The following is a 26,918-nucleotide window of genomic DNA, read 5'->3' as shown; positions in this document are numbered from 1 at the left end:
GAAGCGGTATTTGCTGGTCAATTTACATTTTCCAGTGTTCATTTTGCAATTTGCAATTTGCAATCAACACCGAGGCCGGTCAGCCACAAACCCCCAAAGTCGTCCAGTTTCCCTCCACGCAAACATTTTCGTCAGCCCAGCCCTCCGCCGTAACTCGCTCCACTCGCTACGGCCTACGACTACGACAAAAAACCTATGCCTTCGCTGCCTTCACGACGGCGTCGGCGTTGATGCCAAAGTGCTCGTAGACCTTGTCGTAAGGGCCGCTGGCACCGTAGCTGGTCATGCCGACGAACTTGCCATGGCTGCCAATCCAACGATCCCAGCTCATTCGCAATCCAGCTTCGATCGCGACGCGATTGGTCACTGATGGTGGCAGGACTTCGTCGATGTAGGCCTGGTCTTGGTCGCCGAAGATGTCCATGCACGGCATGCTGACCACGCGGACCTTCTTGCCTTCGGCTTCCAAAGTTTCGCCAGCGGTGACGGCGTAATTCAATTCACTGCCGCTGCCCATCAAGATCACGTCGGGCGTCCCGTCGCAATCCTTCAACACGTAACCGCCCTTGGCACAACCGGCCGCCGATGCGTACTTGGTCCGGCACAGCGTCGGCATGTTTTGACGCGACAATACGAATGCCGACGGATTTCGAGTGGACGTCATCGCCTTGCGATAACACTCGGCAACTTCGTTGGCGTCACCGGGACGGAAAACGTACAAACCGGGGATCGCACGGCATGCGGTTAGGTGTTCGACGGGTTGGTGAGTCGGTCCGTCTTCGCCGACGCCGATCGAATCATGAGTCAGGATGTAGGTCACCGGTTGATGCATGATGCACGACAACCGCATCGCGCCTCGCATGTAATCGGTAAACACAAAGAAGGTCGCTGCGTAAGACCGCAATCCCGACAACGAGATGCCGTTGGCGATTCCCGCCATCGCGTGTTCGCGAATTCCAAAGTGCAGGTTTCGTCCGCCCAACTGCCCAGGCAAAAACTGACCAGCACCGTCGAACTTCAAGTCTGATTTATTGCTCGGAGCCAAGTCGGCCGAGCCACCAATCATGAAGGGGACGTTCTTGGCGATCGCGTTGAGAACTTTTCCGCTACTGTTGCGAGTCGCATCGCCTTTTTCGTCGGCTTCAAAAACGGGGATGTCTTTGTCCCAGCCCGCTGGCAATTCGCCATCAAAAATGCACTGCAGTTCGGCAGCTTTTTCAGGATGATCAGCCTGGTACTTTTCCCAGACCTTCATCCACGCAGCGTAGCCTTCGGCACCGCGAGCACCCAAATTGGCCGCAAAATGCTCGCGAACGCCTTCGGGGACGAAGAACTTTTCTTCTGGCGGCAGTCCGTAATACTTCTTGGCCAATTCGACTTCGTCCCAGCCAAGCGGTGCGCCGTGGGCACCATGAGTGTTCTGCTTATTGGGGGCTCCGTAACCGATGATTGACTTGACGATCACGATGGTGGGCTTGCCGCTGCAGGCGTGGAAACCCTCGATCGCTTTGGCCAATGCGGCGCGGTCGTTGGCGTCGGCGACATCGATGACGTTCCAACCGAGTCCTTTGAACTTCATCCCGACGTCTTCGCTGAACGCCAGATCGGTATCGCCTTCGATCGTGATGTTGTTGTCGTCATAGAACCAGACCAGATTGTCCAGTCCCAAGTGACCGGCGACCGAAGCGGCTTCGGTCGCGATGCCTTCCATCAAGTCGCCGTCGCTGCAAATCGTGTAGATGTTGTAGTCGAACAGTTTTGCGTCGTCGGTGTTGTAGTTTTCGGCAAGCCATTTCTGAGCCATCGCCATGCCGACGCTATTGCTGACCCCAGCCCCCAGCGGCCCGGTGGTGGTTTCGATGCCAGCGGCTTCGCCGAATTCGGGGTGACCGGCACAAACGCTGCCGATTTGGCGGAAGTTTTTGATGTGTTCCATCGGGATCGCCAAGTCCGCCGTTGGCTTGCCCGATTTGTCGGTTGCTTTGACGCCCGCCAAGTGCAGCGTGCTGTAAAGCAGCATCGATGCGTGACCGCAGGACAGAATAAACCGATCGCGACCGGGCCAATTGGGCTGATCGGGGTCGTAGTTCATCGCGTGGTTGAACAATTGGTAAGCGATCGGTGCCAAAGCCATCGGCGTGCCCGGGTGACCGCTATTGGCCGTCTGCACACCGTCCATGCTGAGGGCTCGGATGGTATCGACGGCCAAGTTTTCGATGTCGGTGGAAAGTGCGGTCATATCGATGTTTTCCTCGGGCTCATTTTTGAATGGATGCTTTCAGCTAAATCGTAATGCCATGTTTCCCCGATTGGTAGGCCGTAGCGAGTAGCGAGTAGGCCGTAGCGAGCCTTAGCGAGTTACGGCAATTTGCGCACCGCCGTAACTCGCTATGGCTCGCTACGGCCTACTTTCAAGGGTCGTGACAAGTTGACAACGACACATTTTCATCACGCCAGGCATCGCCCCGCGCGTTCGGGGACGAAACACGCGCGGGGTGATGCCTGGGCTGACGAAAACGTTAGCGCGGAGGAAAGTTGGACGGCTCTGGGGGGTTGTGGCTGACCGGCCTCGGTGTTGATTGCAAGTTGCAAAATGAACACTGAAAAATGTAAATTGACCAGCAAATACCGCTTCCCAAGAATTTTCAATTTGCAATGTTCATCTTGCAATTTGCAATGTTCGAATGGTTCGCGAAAAACATCACCCACCGCATTTTCATCAGCCCAGGTGATGCCCACGCGGCTTAACAGTTTAGGCTTGCTTCTCAGCGTCAGCCTGACCGGCCCCCGGCGACAAATACCTCCAAACATGGGAGTTATTTAAAAACACTTTTAAACCATTCGCAATTTCAAAGCGTCCAATCCCCCATCTGATCCAACATCGCTCGATTCGTGAGGTCAAATTGCAGCGGTGTCAGCGTGACGTTGCCTTCACGCAATTGCACGATGTCGGCGGCTTCGGGTGGCGGTTGGGGTGGTTCGGACCAGATTGCCCAGTAGTAATTTCGCCCGTTTGGATCGGCGCGTTTTTCGTAACTGCGACCGTACTGGGTTAAGCCCATGGGGACGATCTTCACTGGCGGAGAATCACCGGCGGCTTGCTTGGCAGCGGCCACGGTTGGAATGTTCAGATTGAATAATTTCCCCGCCGATTCAGGCTTGGCCGCGATTCCAGCGACGACACGCGCGGCGATGGCAGCAGCGGAATCGTAGTCGGCGTCTTCGTCGTATTCCAGCGAAACCGCGACGCTGGTGACGCCAAAAAATGCTCCTTCGATCGCCGCCGCGACGGTGCCGCTGTACAGCACGTTGATTCCCGCGTTCAAGCCGCTGTTGATGCCGCTGACCACCAAATCGACGGGTGAATCGCGAAACAATTCGGCGATCGACAACTTCACACAGTCCGCTGGCGACCCATCGACGGCCCAAGCCCAGTGTTTCCCAGCACCATATTTGACCGCACCGTTTTTCCCGCTGCGGTGGATCGACTTGCATGTCAGCGGCGTCAAATAGGTGATCGAATGCCCGACACCGCTCTGTTCGGTCGTCGGAGCCGCCACCACGACGTCGCCAAGGTTGCACAGTTGCTCATAAAGTGCGGCCAGCCCCGGTGCAAAGACGCCATCATCATTGGTCAATAAGATTCGCATTTCATTTTCTTTCGTGTCTTTAGCTCAACCGGCCGCGCGTGCCCCTTCATCAAGTCACCGCCATTTTCTACACTTCGTGATTCGATTCCGCGACTCCCAGCAGCAACAACGCAGCGAGATCAACGTATGAGCCAGTCCCCATCCGACACCGCTTCGGCAAATACGCCGCTGCTTGATGGAGCGACCGATCCACTAACAGCGCAGCGAATCGTGGTGCTGGATTTCGGATCGCAGTACGCTCAATTGATCGCCAGGCGAGTCCGTGACCAGAGCGTGTACTGCCAGATTTTGCGACACGACATCACGGCTGATCGAATTGCCGAACTGAACCCCAAAGGCATCATCCTGTCCGGCGGTCCAGCGAGCGTTTATGAAGACGGCGCGCCGCGTTGCGATCCAGAATTGTTCAAGCTAGGAATTCCAGTTCTGGGAATTTGCTACGGAATGCAATTGGCCTGCGCGGCGTTGGGCGGCGAAGTCGCCAACACCACCTCGCGCGAATACGGACGCGCCGCTTGTGCCGTGTCCAATTCAGGCGAACTCTTCGCAGACATGCCCGCCGAAATCGATGTCTGGATGAGCCACGGCGATCAAATTTCATCCGTTGCCGATGCGTTTGAGACTCTGGCGGCGACGCCAACGTGCCCGCACGCCGCAATCCGTCACCGCGACCTGCCAGTCTTTGGAATTCAGTTCCACCCCGAAGTCACGCACACGCCGCTCGGTGGCAAGCTGCTGGAAAATTTCGTCATCGGCGTTTGCGAGTGCGAACCGACTTGGAAGCTCGGTGACTTTGCCGACGCAGTCATTCAATCAGTCCGCGAACAAGTCGGCGACCGTGGTGTGATCTGCGGCTTGTCCGGTGGCGTTGATTCATCGGTCGTCGCAGCACTTTTATACAAAGCGATCGGTCCACAACTTTCGTGCATCCTGATCGACAACGGGTTGCTACGTAAGAACGAACAACAGCTCGTAATCGACGAGTTCAGCAATCACTTCAAGGCAGACTTGCATGTCGTCGATGCCGAAGATCGATTCCTGGCATCGCTGGCCGGCGTCACCGAACCGCAAGAAAAACGTAGACGCATCGGCCACGACTTCATCGATTGTTTCAAAGCCGAAGCAGAAAAAATTGACGACGCGCATTTCTTGGCTCAGGGAACCCTTTACCCCGACGTGATCGAAAGTGGTGCCGATCCAGACGGCCCCGCCGCGACGATCAAACTGCATCACAACGTGGGCGGTTTGCCAGAGGAACTTGGTTTTGAATTAATCGAACCGCTGCGTGATTTGTTCAAGGACGAAGTTCGCCGATTAGGGTTGGAACTTGGGTTGCCTGAATCATTGGTGTGGCGACATCCGTTCCCCGGCCCGGGCTTGGCGGTGCGTTGCCTAGGCGAAGTTACTCGCGACAAATTGGTTGTGCTGCGTCAAGCCGATGCGATCGTGGTCGAAGAAATCGAAAAGGCAGGCCTGTACCGCGAAACCAGTCAATCGTTCGCTGTTCTTTTGCCCGTGCAAAGTGTTGGCGTGATGGGCGACGCTCGAACTTACGAAAACGCGATCGCAATTCGCAGCGTTGATACGTCCGATTTTATGACCGCCGATTGGTCGCACCTGCCGTACGAATTGTTGGGTCGGATGAGTTCGCGAATCATCAACGAAGTCAAAGGCGTCAACCGAGTCTGTTACGACATCAGCAGCAAACCGCCTGCCACGATCGAATGGGAATAGGGAAAGCTATTAGCTTTTAGCCGTTAGCTATTAGCTTTTCAAATCATGAAATGAACTTAATCCCAGAACCAACCGCTAAAAGCTAATCCTATGCCCAACGTTGCTGACAAATCCAGGCTAATGACGGCTGAGCAGTTTCGCGTTTGCGAATCGCTGCCGGAGTACTGCGAGCTGGTCAAAGGAGAAGTCGCTGAAATGAATCGCCCATCACCAAGATACGGAGAAATATGTTTAGAGCTCGGATCGATCATCCGAAATTATTGCAAAAAACATGACTGCGGTCGCGCCGTCTGCAACGATTCGGGAATCATCGTTCAGCGGTCACCCGACACGGTTCGCGGACCCGACATTGCGTTTTACAGTTTCACTCGCGTGCCCAAAGGCCCGTTGCCGGATGAATACTTTGATACGACACCCAACATCGTCTTTGAAGTCTTGTCCAAGACCGATCGCTGGGCGACAACACTGATCAAAATTGGCGAATACTTGGGCGCAGACGTCGAAGTTGTCTGCATCATCGACCCAGAACAGCAAACTGCACGACAAACTGCACGACTCTTCCGAAGCGACAAAAGCGACATCACATTCACCGAAGACGAATCGCTGACTATCCCTGAACTGCACAAAGACTTCGCCCTGACCGTCCGCGAAATCTTTGCATAAACCTGATACCTAATACTCAACGCATAAAACCAATTCCACTATGTCACGACACTACATTTACCAAGTCGAAAACCTGACCAAGAAGCACGGCCAGAAAAAGGTTCTCGAAGAAGTCAACTTGGCGTTCTATCCAGGTGCCAAAATCGGCGTGCTAGGCCCCAACGGCGCGGGCAAGTCAACGCTGATGCGAATCATGGCGGGGCAGGACACTGAATTCGAGGGCACCGCGCGGCTGGGCAAAGGATTCACCGTTGGCTACCTGGAACAGGAACCGCCGCTCGATGAAACCAAGACCGTTTTCGAGAACGTTCAAATCGCTGTCACTGAACGACAAGCGATCTTGGATCGGTTCAACGAAATCGGTGCAATGCTTGGCGACGTCACTGACGACAAAGAAATGCAGAAGCTTTGCGATGAAATGGCAACGCTGCAGGACACGATCGACGCGGCCAATTTGTGGGAACTCGATCGCCAAGTCGAAATGTCGATGGCCGTCATGAATCTGCCGCCCGGCGACGCCAGCGTTAAGACTTTGTCCGGTGGTGAAAAGCGTCGCATCGCGCTTTGCCAGTTGCTGATTCGCCAACCTGACTTGCTGTTGCTTGACGAACCAACCAACCACTTGGACGCCGAATCGGTTTCTTGGCTGGAACAACACCTAGCTAGATACGCCGGCACCGTGGTCGCGGTGACTCACGATCGTTACTTCTTGGACAACGTCGCCCAGTGGATTTTGGAAATCGATCGCGGGCAGGGAATCCCGTTCGAGGGTAACTACACCGCGTGGTTGGATGCTCGTGCCAAGCGGATGGCGATCGAACAACGCCAACAAAAGGCGAAAGAAAAATCGCTTGCTCGTGAATTGGAATGGATTCGCATGAGCCCCAAGGCTCGCCAGGCCAAAAGCAAAGCTCGGATCAGTGCTTACGAGCAAATGGCGGCCGAACAAAGCAACGTATCGATGGATGAATTAGAAATTCGCATTCCATCGGGACGCCACCTCGGCGACCTGGTGATCGAAGCCAATGGAATCAACAAAGCGTTTGGCGAAAAGGTTTTGATGGATGACCTTTCATTCCGCTTGCCCGCGGGCGGAATTGTTGGCGTGATCGGGCCCAACGGGGCTGGCAAAACAACGCTGTTCCGAATGCTAACCGGGCAAGACAGCCCCGATAGCGGTTCAATCCGAATCGGTGACACGGTTGACCTGGGGTACGTTGACCAGAGCCGCGATTCGCTGGAAGCTGACAAGACGGTGTTCCAGGAAATCAGTGGCGGAACCGAAACGATCAACCTGGACGGTCGCCCGGTCAACGCTCGTTCGTACGTGTCGAAGTTCAATTTCAAAGGCCCCGATCAAGAAAAGAAAGTTGGCACGTTGTCCGGTGGTGAACGAAACCGAGTTCACTTGGCGAAATTGCTTCGGCGTGGATGCAATGTGTTGCTGTTGGACGAACCAACCAATGACTTGGATGTGGACACGCTGCGAGCACTCGAAGAAGCGATTGCCAACTTTGCCGGTTGCATCGTCGTGACGTCTCACGACCGCTGGTTCCTGGATCGGCTGGCAACGCATATCTTAGCGTTCGAGGGCGATGGAAAGCTGACGTGGTGCGAAGGCAACTTCGACACTTACGAACGAGGGCTTCGCGAGCGGATGGGCTTGGATTCAGAAGACGAATCCGCACTCCAGAAAGCACGCTACAAAAGTATCCACGCCGGATAGATCAATCATTCAAACAAGGAAGAATGCGAAGGTATGGCAGTCATCAGAGTAGGAACCAACCAGCAGTACTCCAGCGGCTGGGAAGCTGCCTTTGGAAAAGCAGCGAAGAAGAAGTCTGCGAAAAAGAAGCCTACAAAAAAGAAATCTGCGAAGAAAAAAACGGCAGCAAAGGTAAAGGCACCCAGCAAGAAAAAAGCTGCTGCCAAAACAAAAGCTGCCGTGAAGAAGAAAACTGCTGCAAAGAAGCCTGCTGCAAAGAAGACGCCCGCGAAAGCGAACGCTGCAAAGGCGAAGCCCACCAAAGCCAAGGCTTCCAAAAAGAAGAAGAAAGGCAAGAAGTAAACGACGCGGTCGCGTCCCCACTTCGTGTGTCCCCACCATGCAACCCACCACACCACCGGAATCGATCCGAGAAATGCTGCGCCGCTTGGCGGGGTACTTGAATTTCTCGTCAGGCACCCAAGGTGCAGGTACCCATGGTGCTGGCTCGCAAGGTGATCGAACGACGGTCGGCTGCATCGATTCGCAGACTCTCGCCGCGTGGAACCAGGTCTACGCGGTCGCAACCGAAGGCGATCCGCTAACCGGAATGCCAGCGTGGTTGGTGGTCAACGATTGGGTCCGATGGACGCTGGACGATTTGTCATCCGATCCAAAAGTCGGGACCGCGTTCGCCGACACCGCGCAAGCCGAACGAATTATCCGGTTGCTGTGGAGCGAATTGCTGCCGGCTTACCTGGACTTTCATCGCGACCTTTTGTTTCACCAAGAACCTGAATTGGTGTTCAACGGTTTCGTCATGGCAAAGGCAGCCGATGCGTTGCTTTCGATTGGCACTGCAAACGGACTCGACGAAAAGAAGATCATCCAACTAGCCATCGACCGCATCGACGACTTCGTGGGTTATCGGCCAGTAGCGATGCTGGAAAACCGTCGCTGCGAACCTTACCGACACGAATATGTGTGTCCGGTGTCGTTGTACATCGACGGTGCGGGAGTTTCGGCGGGGCCGTACCACGAAATCATTTCACTGACCATCGAAGTGCTTCGCGACACCGCACCCGATGTCTTGCGATCGGCTGCATTTGATCCGAACCAAATGAAGGAATTGGCGCTCGATCCGCGGGCGTATGATTTTGATCATCCCGTCAATCGGCGTCCCAATTACCACTTTGGCGGCTGGGACGAAGGCAGCATTAGCAGCGACGGGTACTTCAATCGGTTCATCGTTCGCACGGTCACGCTGGATGCTCTTTTAAAGCGAGTCAACGAAGACGACGAACATGACCGCGACGAATTGATGATTGAATCAGCCAACGTTTTGGCTGGCACGATTTTGATGGCGTCGGGAATCAGCGGTTGGGGGCCAGGTGCCTACACCAGCACCGTGACGCTGGGTTCATTGATGAAACCGATCGCCCAGTATCGCGACGCGTTTTACGACGATCGGATGCAGGCGATCGGCGGCGAGCATGGCAAACGCTTGCTGGCCGAAAGCCGACTTCGTCATCAGCCCTTTGGTGCGATTCGACAATTCCTCAACGCCGCACTTGCCAATCGTCGTGCCGACCAATTGCAACACGTGCAACTGGCGCGGCTTTACGCTCGAATGGGCTACGCCGAAGCCGCCGCAAAGCAATTGGACACCGTACCAGCAGCATCGGCGCGGATGGTGTGCCGCATCGATTGCATCATGACGACCGGACTGCGTCGTCTTCGCGAAGGCAACCTGCAAGAGGCCAGCAAGGTTCCCGCCGACGCCTTTGACATGCTAAAGCGAGCGATCCAGTGCGGAGCCGTCGTTGATCCCTGGGACATTCTTGGCAGCGGCGGGAATTTTAGCCTGTACCCGGGACCCGAAAGTGGTGTCCATGACAGCCGTGTTGATGACCTGGTTTACCTGATCGAGCAAATGTTCGGCTACATCGCGCGGGTGTGGAGCGAAGCGGCGGCGCAGAACCAGCACCAGATCTATCAACAGATGGAAGCATGCTACGACGAAGTTGCAAATTGGTGGCGGCAATTCGCAGCCCATACCGTTGAAGCGATCGAAGCCGCCGACCCCGAAGAGTCGTTTGAATCGGCCAAGCTGGTCGCACGGGCACTTCAGCTCTGGCATCAAGGCGGTGCCGAAGCTGGCAATGTCAAGTTTTGGGCTCCCCACGCTGACCTGTTTGATTCGCCAAGAGCGTACGCGTTAGTAATTTCAGCACTGCTGGAACGGGAAGACTTCGTTCCATCAATGGCAATCCTGGTCCACTGGCTAAGCAACGCCGATCGAGTCGGGCTGCGGTCAGGGGAAAGCTCATTGCCGCGTCTTTCCGAACGCTGGTTACTAAAACTACGCAGTTCAACGGAGGACAAACCCGCCTACGGTGAACCCTCGATCGATCAGGTCAACCAGAGTGACACTCGCGATGTTTGGCCACTGGCTAGAAAGTTCTTTGATTACCTGGAAGCCAACGCCGAAGAATTCTGGTCAGCCCCCCAGTTCTTGCTCGCCCAAGGCCCGGGAAACAAACGCGATTGGGATCGCGAGCTATCGGCCGCCAACGGCGAACTGGACGACGATTCGTCCGACGAAGACGATTTGTATGGTGCCGCCTACGAAGGCATGACGTACCGCGACACCACCGATGATGGCAACGAAGGTGCAATCTACGATCCCGATGCCGAAGCGGGTGGCGATGAATTGGAAGCCGAATCCAAACGTTTGATTGACCATCTGAATTTCCTACAATCGCTGGCACGCATGTGGGCGGTGGCAGCCGACATTGCGGTGACGGACACCAATTGCGACGACCTGGATGATCGCTGGCAATCGCTGCAAAGCTGGTCCCAACGGGCTCGCGAAAATCGCATCGGCTTGCTGGAACTTCTTGATGCCGTTCGCAGTTACAAGATCGCGCCAGCCGGCAGCGACAAGGATTCGATGCGAAGCTACGACCGGCTTCGCGTCATCCGTGATTCGTTGATGGAACGAATCATCAATACGGCGGTGGAGATGTCGGACGCGCGGCGTTTGATCAGCGGCGTCATGCTTTCGCTGTCCGATCGAGAGAACGCGTGTTCGAGCGACGGCATTGATGATGACGTGACCATGGAATTGGCCGAAGACGACGCCGGTGCGATCTGCATGTTTGCTGCATTGATCGCGAACGACGTGGAAACCGCCAAGAAACAGTTCCCGCAATTCCTGGACGCAATCCAAAACAAGAGCCTGCTTTACATCCCGCTGTCACGCGGTGGCGATCCAGTCAAAATTTACGTTGCCCGTTTGCGACAACGAGTCCTGCGCCACCTTCTGCATTGGTTGCCACGTCGTGGCTTGATCGCCGAAGCATGTCGATTGATTGAAACGGCTCGGCAAATGGAACAGACCAATCCCATCGGGATCGGCGCGGTCACCGAATTTGATGGCATGTTCCAGGCGGGTTTCCGATCACTGGTCGCGTCCATCGTCGAATCGTCACGCCACTCGCATCGAATTGTCGGCCAAGATGACGATCAAGTGAAAATCGACGCACAGGAAGAGTCCGAAAACAACATCGATCTTGCTGACAAGAAGAACGCCGCAACGATGATCGGCTTGCTGGAACGCTTAACCGAAACCATGCTGGCTAGCTGGCTCGCCCATAGCCAAACCCTGCGTCTGTCGCCACTCGAAATGGTCACCGATCCGGCCAAGTGGAAACAGATGGTCGAATTTATCAAGACCTACGGCGACCCGATCTTCACGCAAACTTTTTTGCAACTGGGCAACGTTCGCGCGATCCTACATCAAGGGGTGGGGCCGTGGATAGAGCGAGCCGTTGCAGCGGAGGACGAGCACTTTACCCAGACTCGATTGTTTGCGGATATCGAATCTGGAAAACTCTCGATTGCAAAGGCGGAACGTTGGATCACGTTGGTTTACGAAGCGATGATTGATCATCATGCGGAATACCTTGATTACAACAGCACGACCACGCAAAGCGATCGCGGTGACCTGGTTTACATGTTTTTAGATTTCCTGCGACTGCGAGTTCGTTACGAACGAATCGCCTGGAATTTAAGACCCGTGATGTGGGCTCACGAGGTCTTGGTGCGATGCGGACTCGATGGACCCGCAATGATGTGGCGTCGCAGCTTGCACCAACGCATTGGTGCGGAAGCAGAAATCTATGCCCAGAAATTAAAACAATTGCAACAGACCTATGCGATGCGGATGCCAACGGTCGCTGATCGCATCAACGAAAGCTTTATTCAACCCATGACCGTCGATCGCATGCGAGCACTCATTGGGCCAGCGATGCGTGACGCCGAAGCGAACCAACCGAGTCGTGCTTTTGAATTACTCGAACAAGAATCCGCGTTGCTAACTCGCAACCCAACCGGCGTTGGACTTGACGTGCCAGCTTGGTTGGATTCGCTGGAAGAAGAAGTCGAACAGTTGACCAAACGACGGGCGAGCAGCGAAATTGACCCGCAGTTTTTGATCACGATTCCGATCGTGCCGCTATCAGCCAGCGACTTAGAAGCACATCTCAAGACGGCAAGAAATCAAGGCAGAAGATTGCCTCACATGCAATAGCATCGCGTGATAAAAACGGCAGATTTTGTTTGACAGCAAGGCCTTGATTTTTGTTTGCAAAGCGATCTTTACAACAAGCCGTTTCACACCGATACTTCCGCCGACACAAAACGCATTGCAGCAACAGGATGTCGTTGCATTGCAGTTTGATACGCAACTTTTTTTCGCAAAATGTTACGAGCGGTATGAATCGATCAGGCCCACGGATGAACACGCTGTCGATCAGCCAATTATCAACCTTGCGATGGGACATGGCGACCGACGCAGCCGCCTATGCCGCACATGGTTTTGATGGCATCGGAATTTATCGTCCCAAACTTGCCGACTACGGTCTCGATCAAACCATCGAACTTCTCGCGGAAACTTCGCTGGCGGTAACGTCGCTATCATGGGCCGGCGGTTTCACTGGCAGCGACGGGCGTCCTGTATTAGACGCGGTCAACGATGCGATCGGAGCAGTTCGCGAAGCGGCCAACTTGCGTGCGGAAACCCTGATCGTGCTTGCTGGCGGGCGCAACAATCATATCCGATCGCACGCACGTCGAACGTTGTGTGATGCACTGCTAGAAATTTCGCTTGCGGCCGAAAGTTTCGGTGTCCAACTTTCGCTCGAACCGATTCATCCCGGTTGCGGCGACGAGTGGTCGTTCATCAATGATTTGCAAGCGGCGCTGGATATCATTGAAACCGTCGGGCACCCAAACTTGGGCATGACGTTAGACACTTATCATGTCGGCATGGATGAAGACACATTGGCGTGGTTGCCCGATGTGGTGCCATACCTGCGTCTGGTTCAATTTGGCGATGGTCGCCACAGCCCAGTCGGCGAAATGAACCGCTGCTTGCTTGGCGACGGTTGCATCGCCAACCAAAAAATCTTTGACTGCTTGATCGATTCCGGGTACAGCGGACCAATGGAAATCGAATTGATTGGCGAAGATGTCGAGAACGTCGGTTACGACGACGTGCTTGAACACGCACGCATCTTCTTTGACCGCATGACCGGCACCGTCAGAAGCTAAAAACCATTGTGGAATGCCAGAGCATTTGCAGAACTGATGTAGGCCGGAACAAGCGAAGCGCAGTTCCGGCAATCCAACACCTTTCAATGCAATTGCCGGAACTTCGCTGCGCTTGTTCCGGCCTACGTTAAGAAATTGTCAAGAAACAGTTTCAGCCGACTGGATCCCACAAAATCCCAACCCGAACGCGTAAGCGAGGGATTTCCAGGTCAAGCAAGATCCCTCGCTTAAGCGTTCGGGTTGGGAATAAGGACCGTCGGAACAATTAGTGGCTGGAAAATTGGTAGCGAAAGTCGCCAAGACTTTCGGTTTGTCGAGCTGCCGAAACTCTTGGCGAGTTTAGCTACGCCATTTATTGTTCCGACGGTCCTAAACTGCTTTAGTCTTTTGCGAAAAGCGGTACCCGTTGATCTTCGGGTAAGAACTTTCGGTTCACCCTTTCCGGGTCTTGCTGAGTCCAGGTTTCTCGCAATTGTTTTGCTGAGACGGTCCTGCGTTGGCCGTCATCGTGCCAGTGACATTCGTACCGTTTGGGTGTCCAAAAACGACGAGGAAGTTGCCGGTCGTTTTTGATCAGTCGCCACGCTCGAACTTGGAATCGCTTGTCGAGGTCCGACCAATCGTAGAACACCAACTGTCGAAAAACCTGGCGTCCCTGATCGTCAATAAAGTGATTCAGTTCAATGAGATCGACGTATTCAATCTTTTCACCAAGCTGAATCGCGGTCGTTGATGCGTTCTCGGAATCTTGATCTTGAACAACGGTTCGGCCGCCGCCAGCGATGCAGAAATTGGAAGACGTTGCCAATAGTTGAAAACTGGCAACCATCACGAGTGCCACAACGGCCTTCGTCAACGTAAGATTGGTAGGCAGAGGAAATCCCATCGCCGCTTCCTTTATTCGTAAGGTGCAGAAAAATTTTCGCTTCTCTTCTGTCTACCCACCCACGACTATCTCTCTTTAAAACGAAAGACGTTACTCCTCCGTTACTGTTTTTTTGGGCTAGGTGTAAAGGCCAAACATTTCAATCGTCTGAGTTTCTTGGGCTCAAGCGCCACTACTGGTTGGCGATCCTATTTTGCTGGCAATTTGGTTGTTGCTTGACGTGTCTTTCCGAAGAAACACCGGCAGATGGACCGCAAATGATTCACTTGGACGAACTACCGGAACCGCCGGAATCGATTAAGCATTGGATCGACGCAGGTGGTTTGAAAATTTCATTTGGTGGCCGACAGCCTTCCAATGCAGGGATGATGGCGGAAACGACGTATCGAATGGTGCATCGCTATCGCAGCAACCCAAGATGGACCGTTCGTCAGACCACATCGAATCGGATCTGCCAAATTCGACTTCGCTTTCGATCGGTTCAGCTAAAAACGACTCACGAAATCTGGTTTTTAGAACGTCCTGATTCAGATGGTTTTTGGAAAAATCCATTGGTGCTGCACGAACTTGATCATCTGCGTTTGTCGGCCGATCCTCGATTGGCCGTTCGCTTTCAGGAACTCGTTCGGCAAGAAACGCTTATCGAAAGATCGGTGGATGATGACGAATCCGTCACCGCCCGCTGGGTTCAAAATCAAGTGGACCAGTATGTGCAAAACCAATTTGCCAAGGTGTCTGATCTAGCATCGATCCGCTATCGCGAACTCGATCGCCTGACCGCCCATGGCCGCCGAAAAATCCCCGAAGACAGTGAAATCGCAAAAGCATTGAAAGAGATCGCACCTTGAATACGATGGGTCGCTTAGCATCCTCGTGAAAGACAATCCCCGCCGGGATTCTTAGAGGTCGTTTAAACGTAGCTGATCCCGCCAGGGTTCAGTCCACGATCCGATCAAGCTCGACTGAACCTTGGCGGGATCAGCTACGGGCAAGTCGCCGGCAACCGCCGAGGTTGTATAACACATTTCTTAATCTGCGACCGGTCATACCTAGAACTGATGTTCTGTTTGCGAATAAAATAGATCAAAGACAATCTCCCTAACATTAAGAGTCGCCATGCCGTTTCTATCTACCTTGCGATGGACTTTACTTGCACTGGCCGTCATGGCCCCATTCCAAGGATTAGCCGTCGAAGGTTCTGACCAGCGTCCGGTGCAAACAGATCAGATTGAACTGATCGATAAGACAACCGTTGATCAACAAGCTCTGACTTTTGCGTTCGGTCCCGCAGCACGTTTTTCGACTGCGGTCAACGGGCGAACTCATCAACAGACGCCACTAACCACCTACCGCGGCTATCAATACGTCACCTACTACGATGCACAGCGGCGTGTTTGCATTGGTCGCAGAAAGCTGCCAAGTAGCGATTGGGAAATTATTCGATTCCAGGACCACAAGTTCAAGACGAATGATTCACACAATGCGACAGTGCTAGGCATTTGCGACAAAGACGGCACGATTCACATGGCGTTCGACCATCACGCAACACCATTGAATTACCGTGTTTCAAAATTGGGAGTCGCCCACGATCCAGATTCCGTCGCTTGGACCGCCGAACTTTTTGGCGGCGTTTCTCATACACTCGGCTCAGTCACTCCTGATGATTCAGTGACCTACCCAAGGTTTGTCCCAGCGCCAAACGGCAATCTGATGCTCTACTATCGAGCGGTCACCTCGGGCAACGGTGACGGCATCATTGAAGAATACGATGGCGACACGCATGACTGGACGCCAGGACTTGGGAAGTTTATTTCTCGTGACATCGGCACCTACTCGGTCGATGGCGAAACCAGCCTGTACCGTTGCCCCTACGTTGATTCAGTTTCTTACGCGGGAAACCGATTGCATGCTTCCTGGATTTGGCGGGACCGATTCGAGAAAACGAATCCGAAAAACCAGCACGATCTTTGTTACGCTTACAGCGACGACGACGGACGCACGTGGCACAATTCAAACGGAAAACAGATCGCAGAAACTGGTAAGAAATTCATTCACCTAAACAGTCCCGGTTTGGTTGTCGCACCGATCCCGATCAATTTCGGACTGACGAACCAGAACACGCATTACGCTTACCAGGACGGCAGCATTCACGTTTTGCTGCGACATCATCTGCCAGGAAAACCCCAGGGGACCTGGGAAAAACGTTACCATCATTACTGGCGAAGCAGCGATGGAACCTGGCAAAAAGAAGTGCTGCCGTTCGCCGGAGATCGACCAAAGTTGGTGGGAACGAAAGATCGATCATTTGTCCTCGTTTACACTGACAATGATCAGCTATTGATCGCGAAGGGATCACCACGCGTTGACAGCACAGGTTGGGATTGGAGCAACGTTAAGCTCAGCAAACGCGAGTCAACCATCGGCGACGCGTTGGTTGATTTACAACGATGGGAGGCGGAAAAAGTGCTTTCGATTTACAGCCAAACTGCACCCGCTAGGCTCTTGGAAACCAACCTCAATGAACCGCTCAACGGATTCCCATCGTCCTTACACGTTATTGATTATCGACTAACGGAAACTGCGCAATGAACCCTTCAACCCGATTACTGATGATCGCTGCTGTCATGATTGGCTGCGTCGGTAACTCTTTGGCAAACCCGGTTTATCAAGAACAAAACGGGTTGGTGGTGTTCGAAGCCGAAAACACTCCTTCACGACTTGGTAGCTGGCGAAGAGAAAACTCGATTCAGGGTCATGCCGGCAAAGGGTATCTGAATTTCACCGGCAACGAATACCTGACTGGTCGGCCCAATTCGCCGCTTCAATACACATTCAAAATCAACAAACCCGGTTTGTATTCCTTGCACCTGCATTGCGCTCGCGAAACGCAAGTCATCGATGGCGAAACACGAAAAGACGTCGCCAATGATTGTTTTGTCCGAGTTCAAGGCAACTTTGACTCGGGGCCAAATTCCGGCGACAAGCATGGCGATCACGCACCGCTACCGCTGCTGAAAAAAGACACCAAGTTTTTTGGTGGCAAGGACAAAGAATTTGTTTGGGCCTCAGGCAACCAACTTGATCCCGGTGGACACAGCAACAAAAGAGTCGCCATCTATCGTTTCAATACTGGCAATCTTTATACGCTAGTGGTTTCTGGTCGCTCAAAGGGTTTCAAGCTGGACCGAATCGTCTTTCGCCACCAATCCGTGACCGCAAAAGACGCGCAAGATCTTGCAGTTTCGGAAACCTTATCCAGCGGCGCTGCGACTGCGGATGAATCCAGTTCGACCAAAATTTCTGAATTGATCGATCCGCCAGTCGGTCGATTAGCTGTCGTCGCTGACGGGAATTCACCCGACCCTGACGACATCGGCGCTACCGCTGTGATGTTTGGCCTGTTGAAGGCATCCGGTTTGAATGATCGCTTGGTTCACCTTTCGCATTCATGCGATCTAAAACCGGTCAATCGCATTTCCAAATCAGATGAACGACGACGCCAAAAAGTGCTGCAACGACTCTGCGAAGACGGAGTCACAAAGTTCGGACCTTTCAACAATCTGAAAAGCATTTTTAATTGCAGAACCCAGCAAGAGGCGGCCGTGAACGACCTGCGTGATGCGATCGACGCATCGTCCAAGGACAATCCGCTTTGGATCATCGAAGCGGGCGAACCCGACATCATTGGTTTCGCGTTGCAGGCTGCAGCGCCGGCAAAACATCGGCACGTACACGTGGTTTCGCATCACCCGGCCAATGATGACAGCGGTGATTTTTTCACTTGGAAACAGATCTTGGATTTCGGGGTCACGGAACACCAAATCGGTGACCAGAACGCTGGCTTGCAAACGGCAATCAACTATTGGGATTGGGCCAAACGCCAACGTGATTCCAACATCAAATGGATCTGGAAACAGCTTCAATACGCCGAACGAGATGGCGTTGTCAAATTCCAGAACAACAAATTTGATTGTTCCGACGCAGGAATGCTTTACTGGTGGATCACCGGTGCCAACAAGGGCGGAAATGCATTCTCAACGCCCGCGGAGATCAAAGCAATGTTGCTTTGGAAATGAGATCAGGTTATTTCAACCACAACTTTCACGCCTTCTTGACGAAGGTTCACTTCAAACGCTTCTTGAATCCGATCGAGCGGAAACTTGTGGGTGATTAGCGAGGCAACTGGTAAACCAATGCGTTCAGCTCTCTGCAAGAAGTGATAGGCGTTGGGGTACTCGAAACTGTTGTAAACCCAACTGCCGGTTACCGTAATCTCTTTGCGGCAAATGTCTTTGTGAGGATTGATCGCGCACTCTCCGCCATCGACAAAATGCCCGACTTCGCAAATTCCACCTCCGCGCCGAATGCACTTAAACAGGTTCGAAAACGCGATCGGGACACCGGTGACTTGGAATCCGAAGTGGGCACCAAGTCCCTTGGTCAGACTTTCAACCTTGGCCGCCATTTCATCGATACCGGCATAGTCACGGTAGTTGATTAGCTCATCCGCACCAAGCGACTGTGCCATCGCCAATCGACCTTCATTGCCATCGATCGCAATGATGTTGTTGATGCCATAAGTCCTTAGCACCGCAATCATCAACAACCCAATCGGGCCGCAGCCTTGGACCACAACACGGGTACGAAAATTCAACGTTGCACCGGAGTTCTTGGCGCGTTCAAGTGCGTGACAGACGACTGCTGCGGGTTCGATCAGGCATCGCAAGTCAACGCTCATTTCATTGACTACAAACACCGACGATTCGGGACGGATAATCAAGTACTCGCCAAAATACCCGTTGAAGTGATTCTGTGGTTCGTCAGGCAACAATCCGTAAACCCGCAAGTCGTCGCACAGATTTGACTTCAGCGGATTGTACTTTGCGATCATACAGCTATCCGAAGTCTCCAGAATACTGGTCACAATCTTGTCGCCAACGCGAACGGGCTTTCCGACGCTATCCATTTGCACGTTCCGGCCAACTTCAATCACTTCCCCCGTGCCTTCGTGCCCCAACACCACGGGCGCTAAGCCAAACGGATCTGATTTGTAGCAGTGAATATCGGTACCACACACTCCGCAGGCTTCAACCTTAACCAAAATTTCATCCGGACCAATTTGGCGCAACGGAAACTCGACAATCTCAAGTTGACGGGGTGCCTTCAACACGGCGGCACGTCCTGATTTCTGTCCGCCTGGTATTGTCTCATCTGGCGATTCATTCGTGTCGCTTGGCCCTCGATTCACTTTCCTGAGGACGTTGCTTACGATCTGATTGACTTGTTCGTTGTCGAAATCCATGAAACCAATTTTCTCGCATCAGTGCTGGTTGAAAATTCATTCGCTTACAGTTTGATTATCTACAACCCGAGAATAATTTGTCGTGGACATCGGACCGAGCAAAATCACCAAACTTTACCAGAGTTGATTGACATCCCGGTTCATGCCGCCCGCCAAGGCAAGACAAACTCACCTTGTCCAAGCGAGCCATTTCTTGAACAGCTTGCTGACCATCGGTGTCAGACGAGTCTTGTTAAATTGATCGCCCAGCTTACGAATCACTTCCGCTTGGGTGGGATACGGGTGGATCGTCGAACCAATCTTCTTCAACCCGATCCCATTGGTCATCGCTAAGGTGAATTCGCTGATCATGTCGCCTGCATTTTCAGCGACGATGGTCGCGCCAACAATTTGGTCGGTGCCTTTCTTGACGTGGACCCGAGCAAAGCCTTCGGTTTGGCCTTCCAAAATTGCACGATCCACCCCCGACAGTTGCTGAGTGAACGTGTCGATCTCGATGCCCGCTTCGGCGGCGTCCGATGTTGACATGCCGACGTGTGCGAGTTCAGGCGACGTGTACGTTGCCCAGGGAATCACCAAGTTGCTCGCCTTGGATCGTCCCTTGAACAATGTGTTTCCGATCACGATACGCGCCAGAAAATCGGCCGCATGCGTGAACTTAAATTTGGATGCCACATCGCCTGCTGCATAGATCATCGGGTTGGCAGTTTGCATCTTATCGTTGACTTCGATACCGGTTCGCTTGTCGAACTTGACACCCACCTTTTCTAGTCCCATCCCATCGACGTTGGGCGTTCGCCCGATGCCGATCAAGATCTCGTCGCTGGCAACTTCCTTTTCGACGCCGTCGATTTCATAGATCGTGACCTTGTCGCTGCCACGCATCTCGAAGCGTTTGACATTGGCTGAGGTTAAAAAGTTGACGCCATCACGCTCCATCGACGCCTGCACGACTTTGGCAGCATCGGCGTCCTCACGAGCCAGGATGTGTTCTGTTTTTTCAATTTGCGTGACTTGGCTTCCGAAACGTGCGAACGACTGAGCCATCTCGCTGCCGATGGGACCACCACCGATCACGGTCAATCTTGCCGGCAATTCGGTGAGTGAAAAGATTGTCTCGTTGGTCAGCGCGTTGACGTCTTCCAAGCCGGGGATTGGCAAGTTTGCTGCACGAGCGCCGGTTGCGATCACCGCTCGTTTGAATTCCAGCGTCTGGCCGCCGACTTCGACGGTTCCTGAAGACGTAAAGTTGCCGCTGCCGATGAACACATCGACGCCCAATTCCTGAAACCGCTTCGCCGAATCGTGGTGACTGATACCGGCGCGAAGCGAACGCATTCGCTCCATTACTTTGCCGAAGTCAACTTGAAAGCCATCGACATTGACGCCAAACGTGTCGCCATTTTTGACCGACGCCGCAACGCGAGCCGCACTGATGATCGCTTTGGAAGGAACACACCCAACGTTTAGACAATCACCACCCATCAAATTGCGTTCGATCAGCGCGACCTTCGCACCCAAGCCCGCAGCTCCCGCGGCAGTCACCAGGCCCGCCGTTCCAGCCCCAATGACGACCAAGTTGTAGCGGCCTGATGGTGTAGGGTTGACCCAAGTCTGTGGATGAACATTGTCGGCCAGCGTTTGGTTGTGCTCATCGAATGGCTGCAGTTCAGGCGATTCATTGATGTGGTCAGTTGCGATCATGATGGCTTCGGACAGGAGATTGATTGGAGGCGTTGCTGGTAACTTGCTGAAATCATGTGAGTTTATGCTTTGCAGTTTCGCAGATGCGATTCAGCCACCAAGTCTTACCAAAAAAGCGAGCATCTTCATTCCATGAAACGCAAGCAATGGTTCAATGGGCAAGCAAAGACATTGCCCGACAGAATGAGTACTTTCACTTCGAAAAGCGACGGTATCCTGGTTGCTGAAGAAAACAAATGGGTCAAACCTCGTTTTTGATCGGCACGAAACAGAGAGGTTTGCCCCATTTGCCTTCTACCGAGAACGACGGAGGCACGAAGTAGCTTGGCCCCCTGGGCCGAGTTTTGTGTTGCCACGGCCCAGGGGGCCATGCTACGAGGCCGATGAGAAAACAAATGGGTCATACCTAGTTTTTGATCGGCACGAAACAGAGAGGTTTGCCCCATTTGCCTTCTACCGAGAACGACGGAGGCACAAAGTAGCTTGGCCCCCTGGGCCGAGTTTTGTGTCGCCACGGCCCAGGGGGCCATGCTACGGGGCCGATGAGAAAACAAATAGATCAAACCTCTTTCTTAATCAGCACGAAACAGAGAGGTTTGCCCCATTTGCCTTCTTCCAAGAACGACGGAGGCACAAAGTAGCTTGGCCCCCTGGGCCGAGTTTTGTGTCGCCACGGCCCAGGGGGCCATGCTACGAGGCCGATGAGAAAACAAATGGGTCATACCTAGTTTTTGATCGGCACGAAACAGAGAGGTTTGCCCCATTTGCCTTCTTCCAAGAACGACGGAGGCACGAAGTAGCTTGGCCCCCTGGGCCGAGTTTTGTGTTGCCACGGCCCAGGGGGCCATGCTACGAGGCCGATGAGAAAACAAATGGGTCATACCTCTTTGATGGGGAACCCACCGCAAAACAAAGAGGTTTGACCCGTCTAGTTCACGTCCGTGAATTCCGCAACCTATCCCCATCCGAGTAGTTACTCCAAGGCCAGTTTCCAGACAAGGAAGGCCACGGGGACTAAACTGTTGCGGCGCGATCAACATTGTTCACGCTCGAAATATCGCGTCGTAGAAATTTGAAACACGCAACAATCAATAATGAACATGAAGTTTTCGATTCTGAATCTTTTGCTAGTCATCACCGCTGCGGCGGCGTTGTTAGCCCTACGGTTTTCCCATTTGGAGAGGGTCGAATTGACGCAAAGACACGAACGTGTCATTTCTGCAATGAAGGGCGAACTTCGGGCGTTGGAGAATGAAGTTGCTGCGATGAGGCAAGAGATCGGAATGTTAACGATCACCGATCCAGCACAAATCCACGCGGTCAAAGTTCCCTCATCGGCAGCGTTGCAATGGAGTTATCGTGTGTATCTGCCCAAAGGTTCGGACTACTATTTTGCTTGCCAAATCAATTCGCTTCCGGACGACCGTGATTCGCTCCATCGATCCAACCCACCGAGTATTAACACCATTGCTAGAACGCATCGAAATGGTATCGGCATGGGGCAACCGCCTGGCGAGTACATCGTGACACTTTCGATTGAGCAAAAGAACAGCGAATGGACGTATCGTTTGAACGTCCGCGAAAGTGGCAAAGCTGAGGACGGATCGACTGGAAGTGGCAGGATCAATGATGCCAACAACAAGTGGCCTAGTACCAGTGACTGGGTTGCAGTCGGCGGCGTGACCGATCAAGTAAGATTGTCCAAAGACCGATCGTTTTTGGCTCTTTTAGATTTCCGAGCCATGAGTGAGACCGACACAAGTTCCGCCGGGGCTACCCAAGGCGCGATGCTTTGGGTGGGTACCTCTCCGCGGCGTTGAATATCAAACGATTGAACACTTCCTCTCGAATCGATTTTGAGCGGGCGTAGAAAAGATCAATTGGGTCAAAGTTCTTTGTTTCGTGCCGATCAAAAATGAGGTTTGACCAAATTGATTCACGATGGGTAACCCACCGCAAAACAAAGAGGTTTGACCCATTTGTTTCACGAAGTAGCTTGGCCCCCTGGGCCGAGTTTTGTGTCACCACGGCCCAGGGGGCCATGCTACGGGCCCGGGGAGAAAACAAATGGGTCATACCTAGTTTTTGATCGGCACGAAACAGAGAGGTTTGCCCCATTTGCCTTCTTCCAAGAACGACGGAGGCACAAAGTAGCTTGGCCCCCTGGGCCGAGTTTTGTGTTGCCACGGCCCAGGGGGCCATGCTACGAGGCCGATGAGAAAACAAATGGTCATACCTAGTTTTTGATCGACACGAAACAGTGAGGTTTGCCCCATTTGCCTTCTTCCAAGAACGACGGAGGCACGAAGTAGCTTGGCCCCCTGGGCCGAGTTTTGTGTTGCCACGGCCCAGGGGGCCATGCTACGAGGCCGGGGAGAAAACCAATGGGTCAAACCTCTTTGATGGGGAACCCACCGCAAAACAAAAAGGTTTGACCCATTTGTTTGACACGTGGCTAAAACGTGCAACTTCAAAACTCACGCGTCGGGTTACTTTTGTTGGTTCCGTCTTAGTTCGACCACTACCCAAAACATCGCTGTCACAAACCGCTACCGCGTCACGGAAATGACACCCTTGCTTGAGACTAGGAACTGCTGCTGCTTTGGCGTGAAGTCGTTGTAGGTATAAACACCCGCTGGGATCTTAGCACCGTCAATCACTAGCGATTTTAGCGCGACGTTGTTTTCGTTCTTGTATTTGCCGGTCCCGGAAAGTCTGACGCCAAAGGAGGCTTGAACGATCGGTGGCAATGACAGTTGTCCATGATCGGTCACCTCGAAGACTCCGGTGAATCGGTTGGTTTTGATGGTCTCTTGAAACTGAACTTCTGAGCTGAGCGGGCCGAGGGCGCGCACCCCAATCGTGCCCGAACCACCGAGCACACCGTTTTGAAAACTCAAATGGCGACCCGGTTTCGTTGCGCCGGCAATCAACCGACCGGCGTTGAGTTCCATTTCGTTTCCACTCAGGTCGATCGTGAAGGTCGCTACTCTCGAGTTCGTAATCGATCCTCCGTCCATGACCAGATTGTTCATTTGCAAAACCTGTCCTCCCGCCGAGGGACTCATCTCACCGCCCCGATCCACCTGCAGCGTTTGTCCATGAAACGCGCGTTTGGCATGGCCGCCGCCTCCCGTGGTGAGCCGGAAACTCAGGGATCGCCATCGCTGCCGATCACGCGTAGGACGTGGCGTTTTTCCACCCCACGTTTCGGTACTGTCCAGATCCCCATCGCCAAACGCATGGGTGGATTTTCCCCCAGCGACCACCAAGCATCCGTTGTCACCAATCAGCGACGCACGTTGATCAGCCGTGAAGTCGTCGTAGTAGTACACTCCGGGTGCAAGCGATTGACCGCCGATGACCAACTTTTGAACCATGACGGTTGAGTCGAATTGCAATTTGCCGCTTCCGATCAATTCCAAAGCGAAGCTGGCGTTGGTCACGGTCGGCAAGGACAGGACCGCGTGATCGGTGACCGAAAACGTTCCCGAGAATCCAGCCGTGTCGATCGAACTTTCAAACACGACCTTTGCCGAAGGGTTGGGATGGGAACCGGCAATCTCCACGTTACCGCTGCCGGTGAGTCGACCTTGCGTGAAGATCAAGTCACTCGGATGGCCTCCCGAATCGGCGAACAATTGGCCTCCATTCAACTTGAACTCATGCCCGCGCAGGTCGACTCGGAACCAGGCGACCTTTCGGTTGGAGATCGTTCCACCGTCAAGCGTCAAGTTCCTAGTATTAAGAATCGCATTGGCAACATCGGACGAAATTTCTCCGTCGGACTGAACCACCAACTCGCGTCCTTCAAACGGATCAGCCGCAAGCGGACGCGATGACACGCCCAATCGATTGTGATCGACGCCCCAAACGTGGTCGTCTTGATCCTGATACGACGGAAGCGACCACGCCCAGTTGGAATTGGCAACCAGTTTGCCCGGTTGGATCGCGCGGCGGTCGGAACGAACATGAATCCGCCCGCCATCATCGATCAGGTGCGTTTGATGCTGCCGTGCAAAGTCTCGGTACGCATACGTGCCAGCCGGAGACTCGGCACCATTGATGACCAGGGAGGCGACAGAGATTTCATCGTCAAGGCGATACCGACCGCTGCCGGACAGGTTCAGCCCAAACGAAGCGAGCGAAACAGGCGGCAGGTCGAGGATGCCGTTTGACCGCACCGCGAACGTGCCTCGAAAGCCATTGGTATTGACCGTCGAATCGAACTCGACTTTCGACTGGCCCGCTGCTCGGGCGGCGATCTGGATCGTGCCGTCTCCGACCAAGTTCGCATTGCGAATGCGGAGATCTTGATTGGACTTTTGTCCGCCCGAAATCACGCTCCCTGAATTCAGATGGAACGTTTTGTTCTGCAAGTCAATGGTCGTCGATCCGCTGAGATGGTGTGAGATTCGACCGCCATCGAGCACAAGGTTGTTCATCAAAAACGTCGCCGAATCCGAACCTTGTGCCAAGACGCCGCCCGACTGAACGACCAACGTGTCTCCGTGGAATTTCAGCGTGGACGACTTCGCCAGACCCGCGGTGCTGAGCCAATGTTTGCCGGTTCGCCAGATATTTTTGTCTCCGAGCACCGCTGGGCATTTGCCCAGAGAACCGTTTGCCTTGGCGTCCCGCAGGCCGGTCGTCCGCTGGTAGCTCGAGCAGTCGCCGGCGCTGATCAAGCCGCCCCGCGCCGTGCCGGTAAAACGATCTTCTTGCTCGATCAACGACAGCAACAATCCCGTCATGCTTCTGCCGTACTCGTCGCCGGCGGGCGTGTGCTCGGGGAGGAACGCCCAGTATTTGGTAAAGGCGGGGTACGTCATCGGCAAAAGGATACAGCGATCACTGCGCACGAACTCCGTGGACCCGAGGATCTCGGCGGAGATGGACCGCACGAATCGACGTATCCCCGAGTACTCATCAATGTCTCGTTTCCCAAGCCCATGCAATTGAAACACGATGTCTTTGCTGGACACGGACGGATCCGAGGTCAGCCACTGCAACAGCGCCCGGCGGTCGCCGACGTTGGTTTCCCAGTGGCTAAAGTGGGCTTCAAGCAACACCGAAGCGATGCCCGGGTTGGCCGAAAACTCTCGGTCCCGCTTGCTGAATTGACGTGCATTCCACATCAACCCGACATGTTCGTAACCGTTGTTGTCGAGCCACTTGCGAACCTCCGTGACATCATCCTGTTCCCAGTAATAGATCGGTTGGCCTCGGCCGCCGATCCGCACGTCGTACAGCATGATGTAGCGATAGTTGAAACCCCAATCCTTGGATCGTTGCAAATACTGAGGCATCGCATCATCGAGCGTCAGTCCACGCCCTTCCGGCCCCCATCGGTTGTCCCATAGGTTTCGCGTGAAGGGCTGGAAGCAGTTTTGTTTGGCGACCGGAAATTGACCGACGATCTTTGGCCACAATTCGCCGCCGGGTTGGTGGCCCGGATAATATCCCTCGGTTGCAAAGTTCGTGTTCAGCCCTTGCAGCAGGGCGGCCGTGCGATCCCAAGCCCCGAGTTCGTTCAGAACGGTGGCCGGGGTTTTGCAGGTGCTCGTCCAGACCTGGTAAGCCTGCAGCTCGTTTGCGGCGAAACAAAGGACGCCGACAACAATCAATCGAAGGAAGTTCATGTTGGTCAAGATTTCG

16 protein-coding genes are annotated in these 26,918 nt (G+C 53.7%); 9 read left to right on the top strand and 7 right to left on the bottom strand.

The window, feature by feature from the left end:
• Window positions 1-193: 193 nt before the first annotated feature.
• Both tkt and surE read right to left on the bottom strand, forming a co-directional pair.
• A complete protein-coding gene (tkt, locus tag RC85_RS08150; RefSeq protein WP_084422474.1) occupies window positions 194-2,245 on the bottom strand; it encodes a transketolase in 2,052 nt (683 codons plus the stop codon).
• Between the two features lie 604 nt (window positions 2,246-2,849).
• Complete coding sequence (gene surE / locus RC85_RS08140; RefSeq protein ID WP_068260945.1) at window positions 2,850-3,650, bottom strand: 5'/3'-nucleotidase SurE; 801 nt, start codon at window positions 3,648-3,650, stop codon at window positions 2,850-2,852.
• Between the two features lie 126 nt (window positions 3,651-3,776).
• On the opposite strand from surE, the gene guaA reads away from it, so the two are divergent.
• From guaA to ettA, 3 genes are all read left to right on the top strand, one after another.
• The gene (guaA, locus tag RC85_RS08135) at window positions 3,777-5,384 is read left to right on the top strand and encodes a glutamine-hydrolyzing GMP synthase (protein ID WP_068260944.1); all 1,608 of its coding nucleotides are present in this window, start codon (window positions 3,777-3,779) and stop codon (window positions 5,382-5,384) included.
• A gap of 90 nt (window positions 5,385-5,474) precedes the next feature.
• Window positions 5,475-6,047, top strand: coding sequence for a Uma2 family endonuclease (locus tag RC85_RS08130; protein WP_084422473.1), 573 nt, complete (start codon window positions 5,475-5,477; stop codon window positions 6,045-6,047).
• Between the two features lie 40 nt (window positions 6,048-6,087).
• Window positions 6,088-7,773, top strand: coding sequence for an energy-dependent translational throttle protein EttA (gene ettA / locus RC85_RS08125; RefSeq protein WP_068260942.1), 1,686 nt, complete (start codon window positions 6,088-6,090; stop codon window positions 7,771-7,773).
• A 5-nt stretch (window positions 7,774-7,778) separates the two neighbouring features.
• On the opposite strand, the gene RC85_RS26700 is transcribed toward ettA, so the two are convergent.
• Window positions 7,779-8,168, bottom strand: coding sequence for a hypothetical protein (locus tag RC85_RS26700; protein ID WP_157593897.1), 390 nt, complete (start codon window positions 8,166-8,168; stop codon window positions 7,779-7,781).
• Here RC85_RS26700 and RC85_RS08115 point away from each other — a divergent pair.
• Window positions 8,153-12,346: a hypothetical protein gene (locus RC85_RS08115; protein ID WP_149752753.1), complete on the top strand. Its 4,194-nt coding sequence runs from the start codon at window positions 8,153-8,155 to the stop codon at window positions 12,344-12,346. The two genes, RC85_RS26700 and RC85_RS08115, sit on opposite strands and share 16 nt — an antisense overlap.
• Window positions 12,347-12,552: 206 nt before the next feature.
• Window positions 12,553-13,368, top strand: a complete 816-nt coding sequence (locus tag RC85_RS08110) for a sugar phosphate isomerase/epimerase family protein (protein ID WP_068260966.1) — start codon at window positions 12,553-12,555, stop codon at window positions 13,366-13,368.
• Between the two features lie 379 nt (window positions 13,369-13,747).
• On the opposite strand, the gene RC85_RS08105 is transcribed toward RC85_RS08110, so the two are convergent.
• A complete protein-coding gene (locus tag RC85_RS08105; protein WP_238383107.1) occupies window positions 13,748-14,224 on the bottom strand; it encodes a hypothetical protein in 477 nt (158 codons plus the stop codon).
• Window positions 14,225-14,469: 245 nt separating this feature from the next.
• On the opposite strand from RC85_RS08105, the gene RC85_RS08100 reads away from it, so the two are divergent.
• The 3 genes from RC85_RS08100 (at window position 14,470) to RC85_RS28205 (ending at window position 18,330) form a co-directional block, all read left to right on the top strand.
• Window positions 14,470-15,102: a hypothetical protein gene (locus tag RC85_RS08100; RefSeq protein WP_149752754.1), complete on the top strand. Its 633-nt coding sequence runs from the start codon at window positions 14,470-14,472 to the stop codon at window positions 15,100-15,102.
• 268 nt (window positions 15,103-15,370) lie between these two features.
• Window positions 15,371-16,843, top strand: a complete 1,473-nt coding sequence (locus tag RC85_RS08095; RefSeq protein WP_084422472.1) for a BNR repeat-containing protein — start codon at window positions 15,371-15,373, stop codon at window positions 16,841-16,843.
• Window positions 16,840-18,330: a hypothetical protein gene (locus RC85_RS28205; RefSeq protein ID WP_200836760.1), complete on the top strand. Its 1,491-nt coding sequence runs from the start codon at window positions 16,840-16,842 to the stop codon at window positions 18,328-18,330. The genes RC85_RS08095 and RC85_RS28205 overlap by 4 nt, the downstream gene beginning before the upstream one ends.
• Before the next feature lie 2 nt (window positions 18,331-18,332).
• On the opposite strand, the gene RC85_RS08085 is transcribed toward RC85_RS28205, so the two are convergent.
• Together RC85_RS08085 and RC85_RS08080 are read right to left on the bottom strand one after the other, a co-directional pair.
• The gene (locus RC85_RS08085) at window positions 18,333-19,556 is read right to left on the bottom strand and encodes a zinc-dependent alcohol dehydrogenase (RefSeq protein WP_068260928.1); all 1,224 of its coding nucleotides are present in this window, start codon (window positions 19,554-19,556) and stop codon (window positions 18,333-18,335) included.
• 168 nt (window positions 19,557-19,724) lie between these two features.
• Window positions 19,725-21,260, bottom strand: a complete 1,536-nt coding sequence (locus tag RC85_RS08080; RefSeq protein ID WP_068260925.1) for a mercuric reductase — start codon at window positions 21,258-21,260, stop codon at window positions 19,725-19,727.
• Between the two features lie 1,094 nt (window positions 21,261-22,354).
• Between RC85_RS08080 and RC85_RS08075 the strand changes: the two genes are divergently transcribed.
• Entirely contained in the window at window positions 22,355-23,080 is a 726-nt protein-coding gene (locus RC85_RS08075; RefSeq protein WP_068260924.1) for a hypothetical protein, read from the top strand.
• 729 nt (window positions 23,081-23,809) lie between these two features.
• Here RC85_RS08075 and RC85_RS08070 read toward each other — a convergent pair.
• Complete coding sequence (locus RC85_RS08070; protein WP_162273187.1) at window positions 23,810-26,902, bottom strand: hypothetical protein; 3,093 nt, start codon at window positions 26,900-26,902, stop codon at window positions 23,810-23,812.
• Between the last annotated feature and the right edge of the window lie 16 nt (window positions 26,903-26,918).

Source organism: Rubripirellula obstinata (assembly GCF_001642955.1).
Taxonomy (GTDB): domain Bacteria; phylum Planctomycetota; class Planctomycetia; order Pirellulales; family Pirellulaceae; genus Rubripirellula; species Rubripirellula obstinata.
Note: the sequence above shows the minus strand (reverse complement) of the source record. Positions and strands in the feature narration are given on the sequence as shown.

What these genes read in the sequence shown, in the direction of transcription:
- surE (WP_068260945.1), bottom strand. Translation starts at nt 3,650, where the DNA reads ATGCGAATCTTATTGACCAATGATGATGGCGTCTTTGCACCGGGGCTG.
- guaA (WP_068260944.1), top strand. Translation starts at nt 3,777, where the DNA reads ATGAGCCAGTCCCCATCCGACACCGCTTCGGCAAATACGCCGCTGCTT.
- RC85_RS08130 (WP_084422473.1), top strand. Translation starts at nt 5,475, where the DNA reads ATGCCCAACGTTGCTGACAAATCCAGGCTAATGACGGCTGAGCAGTTT.
- ettA (WP_068260942.1), top strand. Translation starts at nt 6,088, where the DNA reads ATGTCACGACACTACATTTACCAAGTCGAAAACCTGACCAAGAAGCAC.
- RC85_RS08115 (WP_149752753.1), top strand. Translation starts at nt 8,153, where the DNA reads ATGCAACCCACCACACCACCGGAATCGATCCGAGAAATGCTGCGCCGC.
- RC85_RS08110 (WP_068260966.1), top strand. Translation starts at nt 12,553, where the DNA reads ATGAACACGCTGTCGATCAGCCAATTATCAACCTTGCGATGGGACATG.
- RC85_RS08095 (WP_084422472.1), top strand. Translation starts at nt 15,371, where the DNA reads ATGCCGTTTCTATCTACCTTGCGATGGACTTTACTTGCACTGGCCGTC.
- RC85_RS28205 (WP_200836760.1), top strand. Translation starts at nt 16,840, where the DNA reads ATGAACCCTTCAACCCGATTACTGATGATCGCTGCTGTCATGATTGGC.
- RC85_RS08085 (WP_068260928.1), bottom strand. Translation starts at nt 19,556, where the DNA reads ATGGATTTCGACAACGAACAAGTCAATCAGATCGTAAGCAACGTCCTC.
- RC85_RS08080 (WP_068260925.1), bottom strand. Translation starts at nt 21,260, where the DNA reads ATGATCGCAACTGACCACATCAATGAATCGCCTGAACTGCAGCCATTC.
- RC85_RS08075 (WP_068260924.1), top strand. Translation starts at nt 22,355, where the DNA reads ATGAACATGAAGTTTTCGATTCTGAATCTTTTGCTAGTCATCACCGCT.
- RC85_RS08070 (WP_162273187.1), bottom strand. Translation starts at nt 26,902, where the DNA reads ATGAACTTCCTTCGATTGATTGTTGTCGGCGTCCTTTGTTTCGCCGCA.